The following is a 17,827-nucleotide window of genomic DNA, read 5'->3' as shown; positions in this document are numbered from 1 at the left end:
CCGCGGCCCAGGAGTACCCTATGCCCCTGTTCATCAGAAGGCGCAATCGCGGCACGAGAAACGGAAGACAGGACGCCCATCCGGTGGACGAGGTACTTCCGCCGGGCAAACTGCTGGCCTACGGTGTGCAGCACATCGCCGCGATGTACGCGGGCGTGGTGGCACCCCCACTGATCATCGGCCAGGCGCTCGGCCTGGACCCGCTCAGGATGACGTTGCTGATCGGCGCGAGCCTGCTGACGGCCGGGATCGCGACCCTGCTGCAGGCGGTCGGAGTCTGGCGGGTCGGGGCGCGCATGCCGTTCGTCAACGGCGTCACCTTCGGCTCGGTCGCGCCCATCCTGGCCATCGTCGCGCAGCACGACCAGCAACAGGCACTGTCCATCGTATACGGTTCGGTGTTGATCGCCGGGATCCTGGCTTTCATCGCGGCACCCTACTTCTCACGTCTGGTGCGCTTCTTCCCGCCGCTGGTCAACGGCACCGTGATCACGCTCATCGGACTGTCACTGTTCCCCGTGGCTATCGGCTGGATAGCCGGTAACGACACCGAGGCCCCCGACTTCGCCTCCCCGCTGCGCATCGGCCTCGGGGCGGGGACGTTCGTGCTGGTACTGCTGCTCAACAGGTTTCTCAAGGGCTTCTGGAACCGGATCGCGCTGCTGATCGGCCTGGTCATCGGAACCCTCGTGGCGTGGCCGCTGGGCGCGGTGGACAGCTCGACCTTCGCGCAGGCGCCGATCTTCGACGTTCCCATGCCGTTCGAACTCGGCGCTCCGGCGTTCAGCCTCACGGCGACGATCTCCATCTGCATCGTGATGCTCGTGGCGATGATGGAAAGCACCGCGGACATGATCGCGCTGGGCGAGATCGTGGACCGCCCCGCCGACGAGCGGACGATCGCGGCCGGGCTGCGTGCCGACGGCGCGGGCAGTGCGCTGAGCGCGGTGTTCGGCGGATTCACCTGCAGCGCGTTCGCGCAGAACGTCGGGCTGGTCGCGCTGACCAGGGTCAAGAGCCGGTTCGTCGTGGCCGCCGCGGGTGGCGTGCTGATCATGCTCGGCCTGTTCCCGATCGTCGGCGCCGTGGTCTCGCTGGTCCCGCAGCCGGTGCTCGGCGGTGCGGCGCTGGTGCTGTTCGGCTCGGTCGCCTCCAGCGGGATGCGTACGCTGGGCAAGGCCGACCTCGGTAACCCGGTGAACTCGCTGGTGGTCGCGGGCGCCATAGGGGTCGGCATGATCCCGATCGTCTCCCCCGAGTTCTACGAGCACTTCCCCGCCGCGCTGCGCACCGTGCTGGACTCCGGTATCAGCACCGGCTGCCTGGCGGCGCTGGCGCTGAACCTGCTGTTCAACGGAACTCGCGGTTCCGATCAGGACGAGCACCCCGTTGCCGCGGACGAGACCGGGGGCGAGCCGGTGGCCGCCGCGGTCCAGGCCGACACGACCGCCCCCGAGGAGGTGGGCGTAGCGGGCCCCCAGGCCGGTCCGGTTCCCGCCCCGAGGCCCGACAGCATCGCCCAGGACACCGAACGCACCAGCTGACGCCGAACCGCGCTCCCGGGTGCGTTGATCCGCGTCCGCCGACCATCGGGTGCTGATCCGGCACACCGCCCGATGAGGCCCCGGAGAAGTGCGGCGCTGCCGAAGAAGCGGGGATCCGGTCTCCCACGACCGGATCCCCGCTTCGCGTGTGCCTTGAAGTAAAATAGAAACAGTGATATTCGAACAAGTAACAGAAAAATAATATTCACAACTATTATCTTGTCGCCGTTACTGATTCCGGTTTTGCTAACGCTGGATCTCCTAATTATCGTACACCTACTGGGGGCAGGGAAACGAATTTTTCGGCGCCCCACATTCACACTCGTCGAGATTGGGACACTCTTCTATTCGACAGCTCACATGATGCTGTTCCGAGCCGGTGGTGAGTTAATCGTTTTTCAACAGAAAGAAGTGTGCAACCAGCCCAGATGGCAACCCCACCGAGGCGAGGGCGACTTCCTCGAAATCAAAGAACAATACTTCCCAATACTGAGCTCGAAGTGCATCTGGGAGGACGGAACCAGAATGGAAATGATTCCCGTATATGTAAACCCCATACTTTACGCAGCGCTGACACTGACCATCATCTGTTTCGGCGCGGCCCTTTATTTTCGGCTACATGCCAGACGAAAACCAACCAAGGGAAAGATCAAGAAAAAATGAATACCGCTTAGAGCGGCATCTCATTTGGAGATATTCTTGTAGCAGGTCAGTGCTGCGGCGAGGGTGAGGAATCCGGTGAAGTTGCTGGCTGTACGTTCCCAACGGACGGCCAAGCGGCGGTAGTTCAGTAGCCAGAAGAAGCTGCGTTCGACGCGCCAGCGGTAGCGTACGAGCTTGGTGTGGGATTCGACGTCGGTGCGGGCGATGCGTGGCACGATGTTCCGGTGGCGCAGCCAATGACGTAGTTTGTCATAGTCGTAACCTGTGTCGGCGTGCAGCTTCGCTGGCCTGCGGCGTCGTGGTCGCGAGGCGACCGCACGTCCGGGATCGCGTGCACGAGAGGCGTGAGGGCGTTCATGTAGTGGGTGTTTCCCCCGGAGACCGCCACTTACAGCGGCAGTCCGTTCGCCTCGGTCAGGATGTGCAACTTCGACCCGGTCTTGCCTCGGTCGACAGGGTTCGTCCTGGTGGCAGATCCCCCCTTTTCGCACGAACGCTGGCCCCATCCACGCTTGCTGGGCCCAAGCGAGCTCGCCCTCGGTGCCGAGCTCGTCGAGCACGGCCCAGTGCAGACGCCGCCACATTCCGGCTTGGGTCCATTCCTGGAACCGTCGGTGCGCGGTCGGCACACTGGCCCCGAACGACAGTGGCACCCGCCGCCAGCAACAGTCGCTGGTCAGCACGAACACGATCGCCGTGAGCACCGCACGGTCACCGGCCCTGCAACGCCCGCCACCTTGTTGACGGACTCCGTGTTCCGGCAGCAACAGTGCTGCGATAGCCCACAACTCATCCGGCACCAACCGACACGACAGCTCATCCACGAATGATCACCATGCCAGCGCCGCCACATCACCTATCAAGACACCCTCTTAGACGTGTCTCATTTGGTGAGTTTTTGTAGCAGGTGAGGGTGGCGGCGAGAGCGAGGAAGGCGGCGACGTGGTTGCCATAGCGCTCGTATCGGGTGGTCAGTCGTCGGTAGCCGGACAGCCAGAAGACGGTGCGTTCGACGGCCCACCGATGTTGTCCGAGGGTGGTCGAAGTGTCAAGGTCGCGGCGGGCGATGCGAGCGGTGATGGAATGCCGATGGGGCCAGCGACGTAACTCGGGATGGTCGGAGGAGCTTTGTCGGCGTGCAGCTTGTCTGGACGGAACCGTCGCGGCCCACGTCGGCTACGGGTGGGCGGGATCGCCAGCACCAGAGGGATCAGAGCGTGGCTGTCATGGGTATTGGCCGCCGACCCCCCCACCGACAGGGGGATGTCGCCCCGTTCCGTGGCGATGTGGATCGTGCTGTCGAGTTTTCCACGGTCGACCGGATTGGGGCCGGTCGGCCAGCCTCTTTTTCGCGCGGACGCTGGCCGCGTCCACGATCGCTCGGGACCAGTCCAGCTGTCCGGAACCACCCAGCTCGTCCAGCACCGCTGGAGGCAGCCTGCGCCAGATCTCCTCGCATGTCCAGCGTTGGAACCACCGATGCGCTCCTCGGGATACTCACCCCGACACTGGGAGCAGATGTCGCCAAGCACACTCGCTGGTGACCACGAACACGATCGCGGTGAACACCGACCGTACCTCCGCCGGGGCCCGGCCACCACCCTACGGAAGCACCCCCGCCTGCGGGACCAACGGCTCGACCAACACCCACAACTCGCCGCCGCACCAACCGACGCGACAGCTCATCCGTCACCCACGATCACCACACCCTCACACAACCAACTGAGACACGGTCTTAAATCCTACCAAAAAGGAAGACACACGAAATGTAATCGTTTCGGTGCATCATTTTCACCCGCCCGGAGCAGGAAACTCGGCCGGCCGGCGGTATTCCTCCCGAAACTCCGCACTGATCCTTGTCACCTCCCACGTCGGTGGGAAGAATTCACTCCGCCCGTTCGAGAACGAGAAAATCCTCGACCACCGATCGCGACGGCGGGAGCGAGACCATGTCCGAGAGACGACCGGGCGCCGCACCGAACGAGACCACTCGGCGAGCACTGCTGGGCGGCACGCTGCTCGGAACCACCGGACTACTGCTCGGCGGCACGGCACTCGCGCGCACGCCGCCCACCACGCGAGAACCGGACATCGCGAGCACCGACGCCTGGGGAGCGCGCCCGCCCCGGAACGAGCTGGTGCTGCTGTCGCGTCCGGCCCGCAAGATCATCGTGCACCACACCGCCACGCCCAACAGCACCGACCACTCCCGGGCACACGCCTTCGAGCTGGCGAGGTCCATCCAGGACCACCACATGGACCACAACGGTTGGACCGACACCGGCCAGCACTTCACGCTCAGCCGAGGCGGACACATCACCGAGGGCAGGCACCACAGCCTCGCCGCCTTCCGCGACGGTGGCCGCCACGTCGTCAGCGCGCACACCAGCGGGCAGAACAGGCTGGCCGTGGGCATCGAGAACGAGGGCACCTACGACAACGTGGCGTTCCCGAGCACTCAGTACGACGAACTGGTCGGACTGTGCTCGGCGCTGTGCACCGCCTACGCCATCGAACCCTACGAGATATACGGTCACCGGGACTTCAACGCCACCGGCTGTCCCGGTGACCGGCTCTACGCTCTGCTGGGACAGCTGCGTACCGACGTGGCCGCCTCGGTCGGCGGCGACCCGACCGGGGTGAGCTGGCCGCTGCTGCGCTCCGGTGACGAGGACGAGCGGGTGCGCGTGCTGCAGTACCTGCTCAACGAGCACGGCGCCACGCTGACCACCGACGGGATCTACGGCCCCGCCACCGAGGGAGCGGTACGCGACTTCCAGCGCTCCACCGGCGCCATCGTGGACGGACTTGCGGGCAACCAGACCTGGAACCAGGCGGTACGCGAACGGACGTACGGCGACAGCGGTCCCGCGGTGCGGGCGGTGCAGCACCGGCTCGGCACGACCGTGGACGGGGTCTTCGGCCCGGTGACCGAGTCGGCGGTGCGCACGTTCCAGTCCGAGCGGGGGCTGCGGGGCAACGGTGTGGTCGACGCCCGCACCTGGGACGAGCTTGTCGGCTGACTCGCTCCACCTGGCACAGCGGATCTTCCCACGGCGGTGCGCGTACCCGAGCGCGCCGTCGGAACCCCGACAAGGGAGGTAGGAATGAAACGAACAGGTCGTTCGGTACTCGCTCTGCTCGGCGCGTTCACGCTGAGCCTGGGGCTGGCAGGCGGTGCGGGCGTGGTCGACCCGGCTCCCGCCGCAGCGGACTCCTGCTACACCTGGGGAGAAACGCTTTCCCAGGGCGACAGCGGGAGCGATGTGCGCGAGCTGCAGGTCCGCGTGGCGGGCTGGGCCGCGTACGGCGACCCGGTCGACATCGACGGTATCTACGGCCCGGAGACCGCGAGCGCGGTGGAGCGGTTCCAGCGTGGTTACGGCCTGGCCGTGGACGGCATCGCGGGGCCGGAGACCTACGGGCAGATCTACGAGCTGCAGGACGCCGACTGCACCCCGGCGCACTTCGCGTTCTCCGAGTTCACCTCCAACGACGGCAGCGGGTTCTCCGGGGGCAACACCAGCACCTCGAACGTGCGTACCAACGTGCTGCGCAACATGTGGAAGCTGGAGGCGCTGCGGCACAAGCTGGGTGACCGCCCGCTCTACGTCAGCTCCGGTTTCCGGAGCGTCTCGCACAACGACGCCGTGGGCGGCGCCCCGAACAGCAAGCACACCTACGGCACGGCGGCCGACCTGACCGGCGCTCCTTCGCTGTGCGACATCGCCCGCGAGGCCAGGAGCTCCGGCTTCAACGGCATCATCGGGCCGGGGGCCGCCGGGCACAACGACCACACCCACCTCGACACCCGTTCGGGCAGGTACTGGAACGCTCCGAACTGCTTCTGATCGAAATTTGCCGGCCGGAGTGCCGGGATGCTCGCTTGGCGGAACCTCCCGCTGGCTCTCGCTCCGGGGGCCCGACATCGGGTAGCGACGTGCCGTACCGGGCGACCCCGGTGCGGCACGGTCGTCGCTTCGGCCGCACACCGATAGTGTCCGGGACGTGACGCGCACCGAACGGCACGGCCGGTACCTGCCGCACTACGCGAGCGTCGTGTGGGCGCTGCTGTTCGCGGCGCTGAGTGTGTTCTGGGCGTTCGGCGGGCGCACCGGGACGCACCCGTTGGAAACCTCCGATCCGACACCGCTGTTCACGCTGCTGAACCTCGGGGCTGCCCTACTCAAGGCCGGGCTCGGTGTCGTCGCCTGGCTGGCCACCCGGCGGTGGCGGCGGGCGGTGCGCGGCCTGCTCGCGCTGGTGCTCTGGACCTCCGGGGTGGTCTGCGCGGTCTACGGTCTCTTCGGACTGGTGGGCAACAGCCTGGTGCTGGCCGGAGTCGTGCCGGTCGAGGGCGGCGCCAGCCACTGGTACTGGTACTACGTGCTGCTCTGGGACCCCTACTGGGTGCTGGGCGGAGCGCTGCTGCTGGCGACGGCGCTGCGCTCCGGCGATCCCCGTGAGGTCCGGCCTTCCGGTAACGGTGGGCGGATGTTCTGAGGGCGGACGCCGCGAGGTCCGCACGGAGCGATCCGCGACCGGAACGGTGCCTCCCCTTCGCCGTCGCACCCCCAGAACACACCCGAGAAATCGACGCCACCTCCGGTGGAATCGGGCCGCTCCCGGCCGATGGTGGCAGAAAAGTTGGGAGAATCGACATTGTGGCCGCCCGCGCGCGACGGCCAGCATGATTGCCATGCGCTCCCGCGACGTGCTCGTGGTTCACTTCGAGGGAGTGCGGAGTCTCGACGTCACCGCCCCACCGTGGTCCCCCAGTCTCGAACGTGTGGGCTTCGACGGCGAGTACGTCACCTCGGACGGGGCCGTCCCCGGCGACGACGGCCCTCCCGGAGAACCACGAAAACTCCGGAAGGGCCGCCGACTTCTCGCGGAACCGCCGCGCCCTGTGGCGGACGGCGGTTCCGGAGAGAACTACACCCGGCCGAGCTCGCGCAGCTCGGGCTCGGAGACCCCGGTCATCCGGGCTACCTCTTCCGCGTCGGTGGCGCCGTTGTCCAACGCCCGCACGAACGAGGCCGCCAGCGCCCTGGCGGTGGCGGGTTCGTCCAGCACCGCTCCCCCGCTGGCGGATACGTAGGCGGCCAGCCGTGCCGCCTCGGACTCGGCGGAGTCGCGGAACTCCGCGAACACGGCCGCGTAGCGCGTGACCAGCTGCGCGGGGTGCAGGTCCCAGCCCTGGTAGAAGCCGTGCTCCAGGGAGCGCCGCACCAGCCCGTAGTGGGTACGCCAACCGTGTCGCACCTGTTCGGCCTCACCCACCGGCAGGACGTTGGTGGAGCCGTCGGACAGGAAGATCCCGGTGCCCGCCGCCGAGACCTGCATGACGTGCCTGGCGAAGTCGCAGGCCCGGTGCGCCAGGTGCTGGTGCGCGGCGGTGAGGCCGCAGCCCGCCGTGTAGTCGTAGGTGCCGAAGTGCAGCCCGCTGATCCGGTCGCGCCCCGCCCCGATGAACCTGGGCAGCGCCAACCTGCCTTCCGTATCCACAATAGACTGTGTGGTCTCCACCTGGATCTCGAACCGCAGCGAACCGGAGGCCAGCCCCAGGGTGCGTTCCACGAGCTCCAGGACCTCGACGAAGGCCTCCACCTGGCGCACGTCGACGACCTTCGGAAAGGTCAGCAGGAACCCCTCGGGCAGCTTGCCGTGCCTGGCCAGGAGTTCGGTGAGGAACACGTCCAGCGTGCGCACCGAGCGGGCACGCAGCTCGGGGTCGTCGAAGGACTTCACGCGCAGCCCGAAGTTGCCGGGTGCCGCGCCCTGTCGCAGCCACTCGGCCACCACCCGGGCGGTACGCTCCGCGTCGGCGTCCTCCACCTCGTCACCGGGCGCGCCGTAGCCGTCCTCGAAGTCGATGCGCAGATCCTCGACGGGCGCGTTCCGGAGCTTGTCCCGCACGCGCGGCAGGACCTCGGTGGCCCGGCGCTCGGACACCTCGATGATCCCGGCGAACTCGGCCGCGCTCGGGGCGTGCTCGTCGAGCGCGGCCAGGGCCTCGTCTCCCCAGTTGCGCGGTGTGTCGGCGTCGACCTTGCCCGCGGGGACGTAGCAGGTGTGCACCGGCTGGCGCGCCGAGGCCGTCCTGCGGAATCTGGCGGCGACCCGCGCGTCGACGTCGGCCAGCGGGGCCAGTCGAACGTCCACATCGGCCCGGTTCAACGAGGTCCTGGGCACTTGTCCTCCTTTGAGTTCTCGGCCCCACAGCGGAGCTCTGCGTACGTGGTCGGGTAGCCGTCACGTGAGTCGGCGCCTTGCCGCGTTGGGCCGACTCTTGAGTAGCGACCTACGCGGCGAGCGGCCCTGCCTTGCAATGCATCCGACTCACGCACCGGAGCTTCTCGTCCTGCCCGGGCTGAAGCACTCGTGTCGAACGGATCCCCTGATCGGGGAAGTTCCGAGCGATCGCGTGGGTGGTTGCGCGGACTAAGGTTTCGGCCCCGCCGGTGCCGGATGAAACCCCGAGTCGATCAATAATCCGACCGGGAGAACATCAACCGGACTCGAACACCACGTTCGTCCTGTTTCGATATCGGGGCAACTCGCTCGGTGGCCGCCCGGACGCGTCCGGGCGGCCACCGCCTCGGCTGCTCAGTCGATCTGCTCGTAGGCGGGCAGCGTCAGGAAGTCGACGAACTCGTCGGCCACCGCCACCCGTTCGAACAGCTCCACCGCGCGGTCCAGGTTCTCGGCCGGGAAGCCCTCCTCGGCGCGGAGCTGCTTCTCGGTGTCGGCGAGCACCTGGCGCACCAGGTCCTTGGTGACCCGCTGTCCGTCGTTGAGCACGATGCCGTTGTGCAGCCACTGCCAGATCTGCGAACGCGAGATCTCGGCGGTGGCCGCGTCCTCCATCATGTTGTGGATACCGGCCGCACCGTTGCCGCTGAGCCAGGAGACGATGTAGCGGACCCCGACGTCCACGGCCGAGCGGAGCCCCTCGATGGTCTTGTCACCGGGGGTCTCGGCGGTGTTGAGCAGGTCGGCGGCGGTGACGGAGACGTCCTCGCGCTTGCGGTCGAGCTGGTTGGGCTTGTCGCCCAGCACCGCGTCGAACTCCTCCTTGCACACCGACACGGTGTCGGGGTGGGCGACCCAGGAACCGTCGAAGCCGTCGTTGGCCTCGCGGCGCTTGTCGTCGTGGATCTTGGCCAGCGCCCGCTCGGTGACCTCGGGGTCGCGCCGGTTCGGGATGAACGCGGCCATGCCACCGATCGCGAACGCGCCGCGCTTGTGGCAGGTGCGCACCAGCAGTTCGGTGTAGGCGCGCATGAACGAGGCGGTCATGGTCACGCTGTTGCGGTCGGGCAGCACGAAGTCCGATCCGGCCGAGCGGAAGGTCTTGATCACGCTGAACAGGTAGTCCCACCGTCCGGCGTTGAGCCCCGCGCTGTGCTCGCGCAGCTCGTAGAGGATCTCCTCCATCTCGAACGCGGCCGGAATGGTCTCGATGAGCACCGTGGCGCGCACCGAGCCCTGCGGCACACCGAGCTCCTGCTGGGCCTGCACGAAGACGTCGTTCCACAGCCTCGCCTCGAGGTGGCTCTCCATCTTGGGCAGGTAGAAGAACGGGCCGGTGCCGCGCCGCAACCCCTCCTGCGCGTTGTGGAAGAAGTAGAGCCCGAAGTCCACCAGCGCGCCCACGGCGGGCCGGCCGTCGACGAGGATGTGCCGCTCGTCGAAGTGCCAGCCACGAGGACGGACCAGCGGGACGGCGTGCTCGACGTCGTCGCGCAGCTTGTACTGCTTGCCGTTGGAGTGCAGCTCGACCTGCTTGCGGATCACGTCGTAGAGGTTGACCTGGCCGGAGACGACGTTGCTCCAGTGCGGCGTGTTGGCGTCCTCCAGGTCGGCCAGCCAGACCTTGGCGCCGGAGTTGAGCGCGTTGATGGCCATCTTGCGGTCGGTCGGGCCGGTGATCTCGACCCGCCGGTCGCGCAACGCGGGCGGGGCCTCGGCCACCTGCCAGTCGGACTCGCGGATGTGGCGGGTCTCGTCGAGGAAGTCCAGCTTGCCGGTCCGGGCTGCCTCGTCACGGCGCTGCTGGCGCCGGGCGAGCAGCTCGTCGCGGCGCGAGCCGAAGGCGCGCTGCAGTCGGGCGACGAAGTCGAGCGCTTCGGGGGTGAGGATCTCCTCGCCGCGCTCCACGGGAGCACCGAGGACCTCAACGCCCTGTGCCGGGGTCGATTGGGACATGAGTCCACCTCTTTCTGATGCCGGGTTACAGACGGTGGCTGGTGACACAGCTTGCCGCGCCGGTGGCGCCCTCGCACCCCTTCGGAACCCACCCGCCGCGCTCGTCCGGCCGGGCGGTCGAAACGACAAGGACGGGTTCGAAAGCCGAAAGACTCGACCGAGCCCATCACCGGCTCGCGGTACGCCCGTTATGTTTTTTGCATCGTGGAGGTTAGTTTCCGCATACCGTTACAGGCAAGATGAAGTGGGCCACCCCGAGGGCCACCACGGCGTGCTCCGAACCGGTGCGCGGACAGCGTCCCGACACCACCGGCCGGGCTTCGGGGACCGACGTCGCATCGGCTACATCGGGCTCTCACGGACCGTTCGGGCGGATACACTGGCCCATCGCCGTACGGTGGAGGGGAACCGAGCACCGGCGGAGCCGAGCACCACACGGGAAGAGGAACACTGGGATGGCGGCTGGACAGGACGCGAGCGGGAACGGAGCCGATCGCGCCAAACCCACGCAGGGCGGCGTTCAGTCGGTCGAACGCACCTTCGAACTGCTGGAGCTGATGGCCGACGCAGGGGGCGAAGTGGCGCTCAGCGACCTGGCTGAGGCTTCGGCACTGCCGCTGCCGACCATTCACCGCATCATGCGCACGCTCGTGCGCACCGGCTACGCCCGGCAGCAGCCGTCCCGACGGTACGCGCTGGGGCCGAGCCTGATCCGGCTCGGCGAGACGGCCAGCCGCACGCTGGGTTCCTGGGCACGCCCCTACCTGGCCGAACTGACCGAGGCCACCGGGGAGACCTCGAACATGGCGGTGCTCGACGGGGCGCAGATCGTCTACGTCTCGCAGGTGCCCTCGCAGCACTCGATGCGGATGTTCACCGAGGTGGGCAGGCGCGTGGACGCGCACGCCACCGCCGTGGGCAAGGCCGTGATGGCCACGATGCCGGAGGACAGCGTCACCCAGGTGCTCAACCGCACCGGCATGCACCCGCAGACCGAACGGACCATCACCGACGTCGAGAGCATGCGCACCGAGCTCGCCCGCATCCGCGAGCTCGGCTACGCGCTCGACGACGGGGAGCAGGAAGTCGGGGTGCGCTGCTACGCGGTGGCGATCCCCGAGGCCCCCGCCGCCTCGGCGATCTCGATCAGCGGGCCCGAGGCACGGATGAAGCGGATCGCCGTCGAGGACGTGGTGCCGCTGATGCGGCGGCTCGCCACCGAGCTCGGCAACGAACTCAGCGCGGCGGGCGAGCCGACCTGAACCGGGGTGTCGATCTCTCGTGAATTCGCGCGGCCGCTCTTCCCCGGCCGGTTCGGTCCTCCGGACGAGCGAAGCGCTCCCGCTCTCCGCGGGAGGACGAGCTCGGGGCGCCCCGGTGACATGCGGTTCAGCTCCGTCGGCGGACGACGGCCGTGGTCGGTGTCAGGCCTGGCCGACCGGGGTGACCTTCGGCTCGGCGCCGCGTACGGGCTGATCGGGCCAGGACACCTCGACCCGCTCGCGCCGGACCCCGGTGGGCACCCGGAACGAGACCGCCCCGAGCTCGTCGCGCTGCCCGATGCTCGGCTCGATGAAGCAGGACGCGCCCGAGCGCATGGCGTCGATTCCCGAGACGCGGCCCGCTGGAGTGGGCGCTGCACCACCTCTCCGCCGCCCCCGCGCGGGCGCTCGTGCCGGACGAACGGCGGGAAACGAGTGCCGCGGAGAAGTCCACATCCGAATAGTCGGACCGCTGCGCCGCGTGGCAGGCTGGTTCCGATGAGCGAACAGGACGAGACTGGCACGGGTCGCGAGCCGGAGCTCGGTGAGCTCGACGCGCACACCCCGAACATCGCCCGCATGTACGACTACTTCCTGGGCGGTTCGGCGAACTTCGTCGCCGACCGCGAGGCGGCCGAGCAGCTGCTGCGGGCGTTTCCCGGCAACGTGGAGTGGACCCACATCAACCGGGCGTTCCTGGGCCGCGCCGTCCGGGCCTGCGCCGAAGCGGGGATCGACCAGTTCCTCGACCTCGGCTCGGGCATCCCCACCAAGGGGAACGTGCACGAGATCGCCCAGCAGGTGAATCCGGCCGCGCGGGTGGCCTACGTCGACGTCGAGACCATCGCGGTCAACCACGCCCGGCAGCTGCTCGCCGATAACCCGCTGGTGACCATGACCCAGGCCGACATCACCGATCCGGGGGCCGTGCTGCGGGCGCCGGGGGTCAGCGAGCTGCTGGACTTCGGACGTCCGATCGCGGTGCTCGCCGTGGCCATCCTGGACATCATCGACGTGGCGGATCCCGCCGCGCTGGTCGCCGCCTACCGGGACGTCTGCGTTCCGGGCAGCGCGCTGGTGATCTCGCACTCCGCGATGCTGGACATCTCGGAGGAGGAGGTCGGCGGGGCGCAGGAGGTCTTCGAGACCACCACCACACCCACGCTGCGGACCCGCGACCACGGGGAAGTGCTGGAGATGTTCGCCGGCTACGACCTGCTCGACCCCGGCGTGGTCCCCAGCGCGCGGTGGCGCCCCGACGAACCGGTCTCCGAGGAGTACGCCGCGCGCAGCAACGCCTACGCCGGAGTCGGCGTGCTGCGGTGAGGACCGGAACCGAACTCGAACGGCCGACGACGTGCGACAGGAGGAACCGGCATGTCCCGCGCACCTTCGAAGATCCTCGCGCTCTGTTCGGTATCGAGCTCGCTGACCGTGCTTTCACTGCTGCTGAGCGCCACTTCGGGGCGCGGCTCCCTGGTACCGGGGTTCTTGCAGTGGGGCGCGGCGATCGTGGGAGTGGTCCTCGTCGCGGCCATGGTCGCCGAATTGATCAGGCGCGTGCGACGGGGCGGGGCCGCCCGATGCGCTCAGGAGCGGTACCGCTCGACGTAGCGCTGCCACGCCTCGGAATCGTTCTCGGCCTGACGCTCGGCGCGCCTCGCCCGTCCCGTCCCGAGCGGGTATCCGTGCTTGACGAGCCGAGTCTCGCAACTCTCCACCATGGACGACGTGGAGTACAACAGCGACATCAGCAGCCCGCCGACCACGCACATCGCCGTGATCCACAACGGCCCGGGCAGCAGCAGCACGAGCAGTGCGAATGATCCGCGAGGGTGTGGCCGGACGGGCTTGATATGTCCGCCCGCCTGGGCCGGAAACGCCAGTGTCTCCCCACCCCGGAGGGATGGGGAGACACTGGAAAGAAGAAAAGCGGTACTCAGACCGCCCGCACGAGGTCGGCCTGCAGCCCCTTGGGGCCCTGGCTGACGTCGTAGGTGACCTGCTGGTCCTCTTCGAGAGTACGGAAGCCGGAGGCATCAATCGCCGAGTAGTGCACGAACACGTCCGGGCCGCCCTCGTTCGGGGCAATGAAGCCGAAGCCCTTTTCCGAATTGAACCACTTCACAGTTCCGTTAGTCATGTCCGTCTCCTTCGGGAGCTGGGGTATGACGAGCCACCACACCGTGCGGAGGCCCGGGCCGGGGATCTCAGACGGCGACTCGCTCCAGCTACAACCAAAGAAAGAAGCTCGCCCGCATCAACATCCTGCGAGCATGCACACAACACGAACCCAGAAACTCAACGACCATCAAAGATCCTACACACCCCACCCACGGCCCGCACCGACGGGGGGGGCGACCTAACCCTGCGCGCCCGACTCCGGCCGATCGGTGTACTCGGCGAGCTGATCCTCGAGGCTGATGATCCGGCAGGCCGCCGCCACCGGGGTACCCTGGTCGACGAGCTCGCGGGCGCGGGTGGCCCGCCGCAGCTGACGGCGGGAGTAGCGGCGATGTCCCCCGCCGGAGCGCTGCGGGGCGATCAACCCCGCCTCCTCCAAGGACCGCAGGAACGGCTGGGTAACCTCCAGCATCTCCGCGGCCCGCCCCATGGTGTAGGCGGGATAGTCCTCGTCGTCGAACTTCTCCTCGGCTCCAGGCCGATTTTGATCCACTACCGCTCCCCGTTCCCTCGACAAGGCCCCCGGCACACCAACAGTGCGCCGGGGACCGCAGAGGGATACTTACTCACTGCTCAGGCCGTGCCCCCACCCACCAACACGGGAAAATGGGGGCGACCGGAAAACAACTGACTCGACGACCCCCTTCTCATACGCGTGCGGATCACGGACTTACCTTCACAACCCGGGTGAGGACCAACGGGCCCACCGGGGGCCTGCAACTGCACTTCTCATCACTCACGGCGCCGATTCATCGGTGATGGCGCTTCAGTGCTCTCCGTCAGCTGATAATAACTTTAACAGGACCAACCCATCATGTCTACAGCGGCGATCACAAAAATCCTCTGGGTCAGACACCGGAATCTCGGGTCAGCCATGGTCGGGTGGGCAGGAACTCAGACGAATATCCTCGCGCTCTGTTCGGTATCGGGCTCGCTGGCCGTGCTTTCGCTGCTGCTGAGCGCCACTTCGGGGCGCGGCTCCCTGGTACCGGGGTTCTTGCAATGGGGCGCGGCGATCGTGGGCGCGGTCCTCGTCGCCGCCATGGTCGCCGAATCGATCAGGCGTGTACGCCCCGGCAGGGGGACCGACGGCTGTCCGGATTAGACCGGCTCGCGGCGGCATCCCGTTTCCGGAATCGAACTCCCGGCGGGAACGGCACGGCTACCCCGCGAACCGGTTCCCCAACCCGCGCAGCCGACCCGTGATCTCCGCGCAGGTGTCCAGGGTGAGCTCGCCGCCCAGCGCGGCGACCACGACGACGTACTGGGTGACCAGCTCCGGCGACTCGGCGCTGAGCCGCACCACGCACGCCTCCGGGCCGTCCTCCCGGATCTCGCCGGGTATCGGCCCGAAGACACCCGCACGCACGGTCTCGGCGGGCAGCCGCACGGCCATCCGCGCGGTGTAGCGGTACGACGCGCTTGCGAACGAGTCCCTCAGGTAACTCGCCGCGTCCGGCGCGGGCAGCCGACGCGGCGGGCAGGAGCGGTGCGTGCGGGCGGGCCGGTCGATGCGATCCACCCGGAAGGTGCGCCAGTCGGCGCGGTCGGGATCGTAGGCGAGCAGGTACCAGAGCCCGTGCACGGTGACCAAGCCGTGCGGCTCGACGCGCCGACCGCTGGACCGATCGTGGCGGTCCCGGTAGTCGAAGGAGACGATCTCCCGGTCGTGGGCGCAACCGGCCAGCACCGCCATCACACCCGCGTCGACCGGCGGAGGATCGCCGCGTTCGACGGCGGTGCCCGTCCGGGCCAGGGCTGTCAGGCGGGGACGCAGCCGGGCGGGCAGCATCCGTTCGAGCTTGGCCAGCGCCCGCATCGAGCTCTCCGCCACACCGGTCGCGGCACCGCCGCTCGCCCGCACCAGCCCGGCCGCGACGGCGACGGCCTCGTCGTCGGTCAACTGCAGCGGCGGCAGTCGCTCGCCGGAGGTGAGTCGGTACCCACCGGCCGTTCCGGTCGTGCCGACCACCGGGTAGTCCAGCGCGCGCAGCCGGTCGATGTCGCGGCGCACGGTCCGCCGGGTGACCCCGAGCCGCTCGGCGAGCTCGGCACCGGACCACTCCCGCCTGCTCTGCAGCAGCGCGAGCAACCGCAGTACGCGTGTCGGCAAGTCGTCGCGAGTCGGTTCCGATTCCACGTTTCCAGTCTCTCCTCGCTTGCGGACATCTGCTGTCCGCGACCGCTCGTAGCGTGCCAGGCATGACCGACACGACGAAGAACGCGGAACCGAAGCCGGACGCCCTGCGCCGCCACGTCCGGGGGCGGGCGATAACGCCGGGCGGCAACGGGTACGACGGTTCCACCACCGGCTTCCAGCTCCTCGAGCCGCACCGCCCCACCGTGGTCGTCGAGGCAGCCGAGGAGAGCGACGTGCGCACCGCGGTCGAGTTCGCCGCCCACTCCGGAACGCGGTTGGCGGTGCAGGCCACCGGCCACGGACGCGGTGCAGCGCTGTGCGGTGGGGTGCTGCTCGACACGCACCGGATCTCGGGGGTCCGGGTGGACCCGAAAGCCCGTACGGCGTGGGTCGAGGCGGGGGCCGACTGGCAACGGGTGATCGAAGCGGCGGCGCCGCACGGCCTGGCGCCGCTCTCGGGCAGCTTTCCGGGGGTCGGCGCGGTCTCCTACACCCTGGGCGGTGGGGTAGGGCTGCTCGCCCGCCGCCACGGCTTCGCCGCCGACCACGTGCGGCGCCTCGACTTGGTCACGCCGGACGGAATTCACCGCCGGGTGAGCGCGCACGAGGAACCGGAGCTGTTCTGGGGCGTGCGCGGCGGCGGTGGCAACTTCGGAGTGGTCACGGGCATGGAGATCGCGCTGCTGCCGGTGCGGCGGATCTACGGCGGTGGGCTGTTCTTCGACCTCGCACGGGTGCCCGAGGTGCTGCGGGCCTGGCGGGACTGGACCGACACCGTTCCGGAGGAGATGACCTCGGCCGCGACGATGCTGCCCTACCCGGATGTCCCGGGAGTTCCGGAGGTGCTGCGCGGACGGCACGTGGCGCAGTTGCGGTTCAGCTACCTCGGTTCGGCCGAGGACGGCGAACGCCTGGTCGAACCGCTGCGCGGGCTCGGTGCGCCGCTGCGCGACACGCTGCGCGAACTGCCGTACTCCGAGTCGGGAACGGTGTTCGACGAACCCGACCAGCCGCACGGCTACCGGGGCGGGAACCTGCTGATCGACGGGGCGGACGATCGGGAACTGTCCGATCTGGTCGAACTGGCCGGGCCGTCGGCGCCGGTGATGTGCGTGACCGGAATCCGGCACCTCGGTGGTGCGCTGGCCCGGCAGCCGGAGGTCCCCAACGCGGTCGGCCACCGCGTGGCCGGATTCTCACTGGGAGTGCTGTCGCCGGTCGAACCCGGTGCGGGTGAGGACAAAGCGCGGAAACGGCACGACGAGGTCCTGGCGCTCTTCGAAGGACGGGCGCACGGGCACTCGCTCAACTTCAGCTACGGCCCGCTCGAACCGGAGCGGGTACGCACCGCGTTCGCCCCGGCCGCTTATCGACGACTCGCGGAACTGAAGGCCTACTACGATCCGGACGGGATGCTGCACACCAACCACCCGATACCGCCGCTGGGGAACGGCCGCTGAAACCGTGCCGGAAGCTCGGTACCGACAGCCCCGCCTTCGCGGTATCTACCCGGCCACTTCACCGCTTTCCGCGACGCGCTCGAAAACGAGCGTCTCGACGGCAGGCCCCGCCGCGTGAAGCCCGCTCGGTGTGTCATCGGGCGGGACTTTTCGCGCCTACGGCCACGATGGCTGGTCGTGGTGTGCGGGGCTCGGAACGTTCGGTTGCCGACGCTAGGATGGCTCCTGCCCGAAACCGGCCGGGAACTACTCTCCCCAGATCCGAGGTGCGATGTCGCGGTGGTGTGAAAACGTGCAGCGGCGGTTGTAACGTCGCAGGTCGCAGAGGGTGCTCTCCACGGGCGTGGAGGTGAACCGCTCTCA

At 68.4% G+C, this 17,827-nt stretch carries 16 protein-coding genes and 2 pseudogenes; 8 read left to right on the top strand and 10 right to left on the bottom strand.

Features of this window, described 5'->3' with window-relative positions:
- Nucleotides 1-20 precede the first annotated feature (20 nt).
- Nucleotides 21-1,544, top strand: a complete 1,524-nt coding sequence (locus BLQ75_RS03220) for a nucleobase:cation symporter-2 family protein (RefSeq protein WP_170837297.1) — start codon at nt 21-23, stop codon at nt 1,542-1,544.
- A 683-nt stretch (nt 1,545-2,227) separates the two neighbouring features.
- Here BLQ75_RS03220 and BLQ75_RS03215 read toward each other — a convergent pair.
- Nucleotides 2,228-3,031, bottom strand: a pseudogene (locus tag BLQ75_RS03215) (IS5 family transposase).
- A gap of 28 nt (nt 3,032-3,059) precedes the next feature.
- Nucleotides 3,060-3,900: pseudogene (locus BLQ75_RS03210) on the bottom strand (IS5 family transposase).
- A 256-nt stretch (nt 3,901-4,156) separates the two neighbouring features.
- Here BLQ75_RS03210 and BLQ75_RS03205 point away from each other — a divergent pair.
- From BLQ75_RS03205 to BLQ75_RS03195, 3 genes are all read left to right on the top strand, one after another.
- Nucleotides 4,157-5,230, top strand: a complete 1,074-nt coding sequence (locus tag BLQ75_RS03205) for a peptidoglycan recognition protein family protein (RefSeq protein WP_092597532.1) — start codon at nt 4,157-4,159, stop codon at nt 5,228-5,230.
- A gap of 84 nt (nt 5,231-5,314) precedes the next feature.
- The gene (locus BLQ75_RS03200) at nt 5,315-6,058 is read left to right on the top strand and encodes a M15 family metallopeptidase (protein WP_092597529.1); all 744 of its coding nucleotides are present in this window, start codon (nt 5,315-5,317) and stop codon (nt 6,056-6,058) included.
- A gap of 157 nt (nt 6,059-6,215) precedes the next feature.
- Complete coding sequence (locus tag BLQ75_RS03195) at nt 6,216-6,710, top strand: DUF3995 domain-containing protein (RefSeq protein ID WP_092597526.1); 495 nt, start codon at nt 6,216-6,218, stop codon at nt 6,708-6,710.
- Nucleotides 6,711-7,142: 432 nt separating this feature from the next.
- Here BLQ75_RS03195 and BLQ75_RS03190 read toward each other — a convergent pair whose 3' ends face one another.
- Nucleotides 7,143-8,402: a DUF6986 family protein gene (locus tag BLQ75_RS03190; RefSeq protein WP_092597523.1), complete on the bottom strand. Its 1,260-nt coding sequence runs from the start codon at nt 8,400-8,402 to the stop codon at nt 7,143-7,145.
- A gap of 414 nt (nt 8,403-8,816) precedes the next feature.
- Nucleotides 8,817-10,418 (bottom strand): malate synthase A, encoded by a 1,602-nt coding sequence (aceB, locus tag BLQ75_RS03185; RefSeq protein WP_092597520.1) that lies wholly within the window; start codon nt 10,416-10,418, stop codon nt 8,817-8,819.
- A 455-nt stretch (nt 10,419-10,873) separates the two neighbouring features.
- Between aceB and BLQ75_RS03180 the strand changes: the two genes are divergently transcribed.
- Nucleotides 10,874-11,680, top strand: coding sequence for an IclR family transcriptional regulator (locus tag BLQ75_RS03180; protein ID WP_092597517.1), 807 nt, complete (start codon nt 10,874-10,876; stop codon nt 11,678-11,680).
- Nucleotides 11,681-11,842: 162 nt separating this feature from the next.
- On the opposite strand, the gene BLQ75_RS23325 is transcribed toward BLQ75_RS03180, so the two are convergent.
- On the bottom strand, nt 11,843-12,016 hold the full coding sequence (locus BLQ75_RS23325) for a hypothetical protein (RefSeq protein WP_170837296.1): 174 nt from the start codon (nt 12,014-12,016) through the stop codon (nt 11,843-11,845).
- Between the two features lie 162 nt (nt 12,017-12,178).
- On the opposite strand from BLQ75_RS23325, the gene BLQ75_RS03175 reads away from it, so the two are divergent.
- Both BLQ75_RS03175 and BLQ75_RS03170 read left to right on the top strand, forming a co-directional pair.
- Nucleotides 12,179-13,006, top strand: a complete 828-nt coding sequence (locus BLQ75_RS03175) for an SAM-dependent methyltransferase (protein ID WP_092597514.1) — start codon at nt 12,179-12,181, stop codon at nt 13,004-13,006.
- Nucleotides 13,007-13,057: 51 nt separating this feature from the next.
- On the top strand, nt 13,058-13,294 hold the full coding sequence (locus BLQ75_RS03170; RefSeq protein WP_092597511.1) for a hypothetical protein: 237 nt from the start codon (nt 13,058-13,060) through the stop codon (nt 13,292-13,294).
- Here BLQ75_RS03170 and BLQ75_RS03165 read toward each other — a convergent pair.
- From BLQ75_RS03165 to BLQ75_RS03145, 5 genes are all read right to left on the bottom strand, one after another.
- Entirely contained in the window at nt 13,270-13,491 is a 222-nt protein-coding gene (locus tag BLQ75_RS03165) for a DUF5313 family protein (RefSeq protein ID WP_092597508.1), read from the bottom strand. The two genes, BLQ75_RS03170 and BLQ75_RS03165, sit on opposite strands and share 25 nt — an antisense overlap.
- A 128-nt stretch (nt 13,492-13,619) precedes the next feature.
- Entirely contained in the window at nt 13,620-13,823 is a 204-nt protein-coding gene (locus BLQ75_RS03160) for a cold-shock protein (protein ID WP_092598332.1), read from the bottom strand.
- A 219-nt stretch (nt 13,824-14,042) separates the two neighbouring features.
- Nucleotides 14,043-14,357: a MerR family transcriptional regulator gene (locus BLQ75_RS03155; RefSeq protein ID WP_244515206.1), complete on the bottom strand. Its 315-nt coding sequence runs from the start codon at nt 14,355-14,357 to the stop codon at nt 14,043-14,045.
- 401 nt (nt 14,358-14,758) lie between these two features.
- A complete protein-coding gene (locus BLQ75_RS23320; RefSeq protein WP_170837295.1) occupies nt 14,759-14,908 on the bottom strand; it encodes a hypothetical protein in 150 nt (49 codons plus the stop codon).
- A 118-nt stretch (nt 14,909-15,026) separates the two neighbouring features.
- Nucleotides 15,027-16,004, bottom strand: a complete 978-nt coding sequence (locus BLQ75_RS03145) for a helix-turn-helix transcriptional regulator (protein ID WP_211481137.1) — start codon at nt 16,002-16,004, stop codon at nt 15,027-15,029.
- Between the two features lie 62 nt (nt 16,005-16,066).
- Here BLQ75_RS03145 and BLQ75_RS03140 point away from each other — a divergent pair, with 62 nt between their 5' ends.
- Complete coding sequence (locus BLQ75_RS03140; protein WP_092597502.1) at nt 16,067-17,464, top strand: FAD-binding oxidoreductase; 1,398 nt, start codon at nt 16,067-16,069, stop codon at nt 17,462-17,464.
- The last annotated feature ends 363 nt before the right edge of the window (nt 17,465-17,827 follow it).

This window comes from Actinopolyspora xinjiangensis, assembly GCF_900104475.1.
GTDB lineage: Bacteria > Actinomycetota > Actinomycetes > Mycobacteriales > Pseudonocardiaceae > Actinopolyspora > Actinopolyspora xinjiangensis.
This window is presented reverse-complemented; position numbering and strand designations above follow the sequence as displayed.

Coding starts and splice junctions, on each gene's coding strand:
- BLQ75_RS03220 (WP_170837297.1), top strand. CDS start 21: ATGCCCCTGTTCATCAGAAGGCGCAATCGCGGCACGAGAAACGGAAGA.
- BLQ75_RS03205 (WP_092597532.1), top strand. CDS start 4,157: ATGTCCGAGAGACGACCGGGCGCCGCACCGAACGAGACCACTCGGCGA.
- BLQ75_RS03200 (WP_092597529.1), top strand. CDS start 5,315: ATGAAACGAACAGGTCGTTCGGTACTCGCTCTGCTCGGCGCGTTCACG.
- aceB (WP_092597520.1), bottom strand. CDS start 10,418: ATGTCCCAATCGACCCCGGCACAGGGCGTTGAGGTCCTCGGTGCTCCC.
- BLQ75_RS03180 (WP_092597517.1), top strand. CDS start 10,874: ATGGCGGCTGGACAGGACGCGAGCGGGAACGGAGCCGATCGCGCCAAA.
- BLQ75_RS23325 (WP_170837296.1), bottom strand. CDS start 12,016: ATGCGCTCGGGCGCGTCCTGCTTCATCGAGCCGAGCATCGGGCAGCGC.
- BLQ75_RS03175 (WP_092597514.1), top strand. CDS start 12,179: ATGAGCGAACAGGACGAGACTGGCACGGGTCGCGAGCCGGAGCTCGGT.
- BLQ75_RS03170 (WP_092597511.1), top strand. CDS start 13,058: ATGTCCCGCGCACCTTCGAAGATCCTCGCGCTCTGTTCGGTATCGAGC.
- BLQ75_RS03160 (WP_092598332.1), bottom strand. CDS start 13,823: ATGACTAACGGAACTGTGAAGTGGTTCAATTCGGAAAAGGGCTTCGGC.
- BLQ75_RS23320 (WP_170837295.1), bottom strand. CDS start 14,908: ATGGCGGCGACGAGGACCGCGCCCACGATCGCCGCGCCCCATTGCAAG.
- BLQ75_RS03140 (WP_092597502.1), top strand. CDS start 16,067: ATGACCGACACGACGAAGAACGCGGAACCGAAGCCGGACGCCCTGCGC.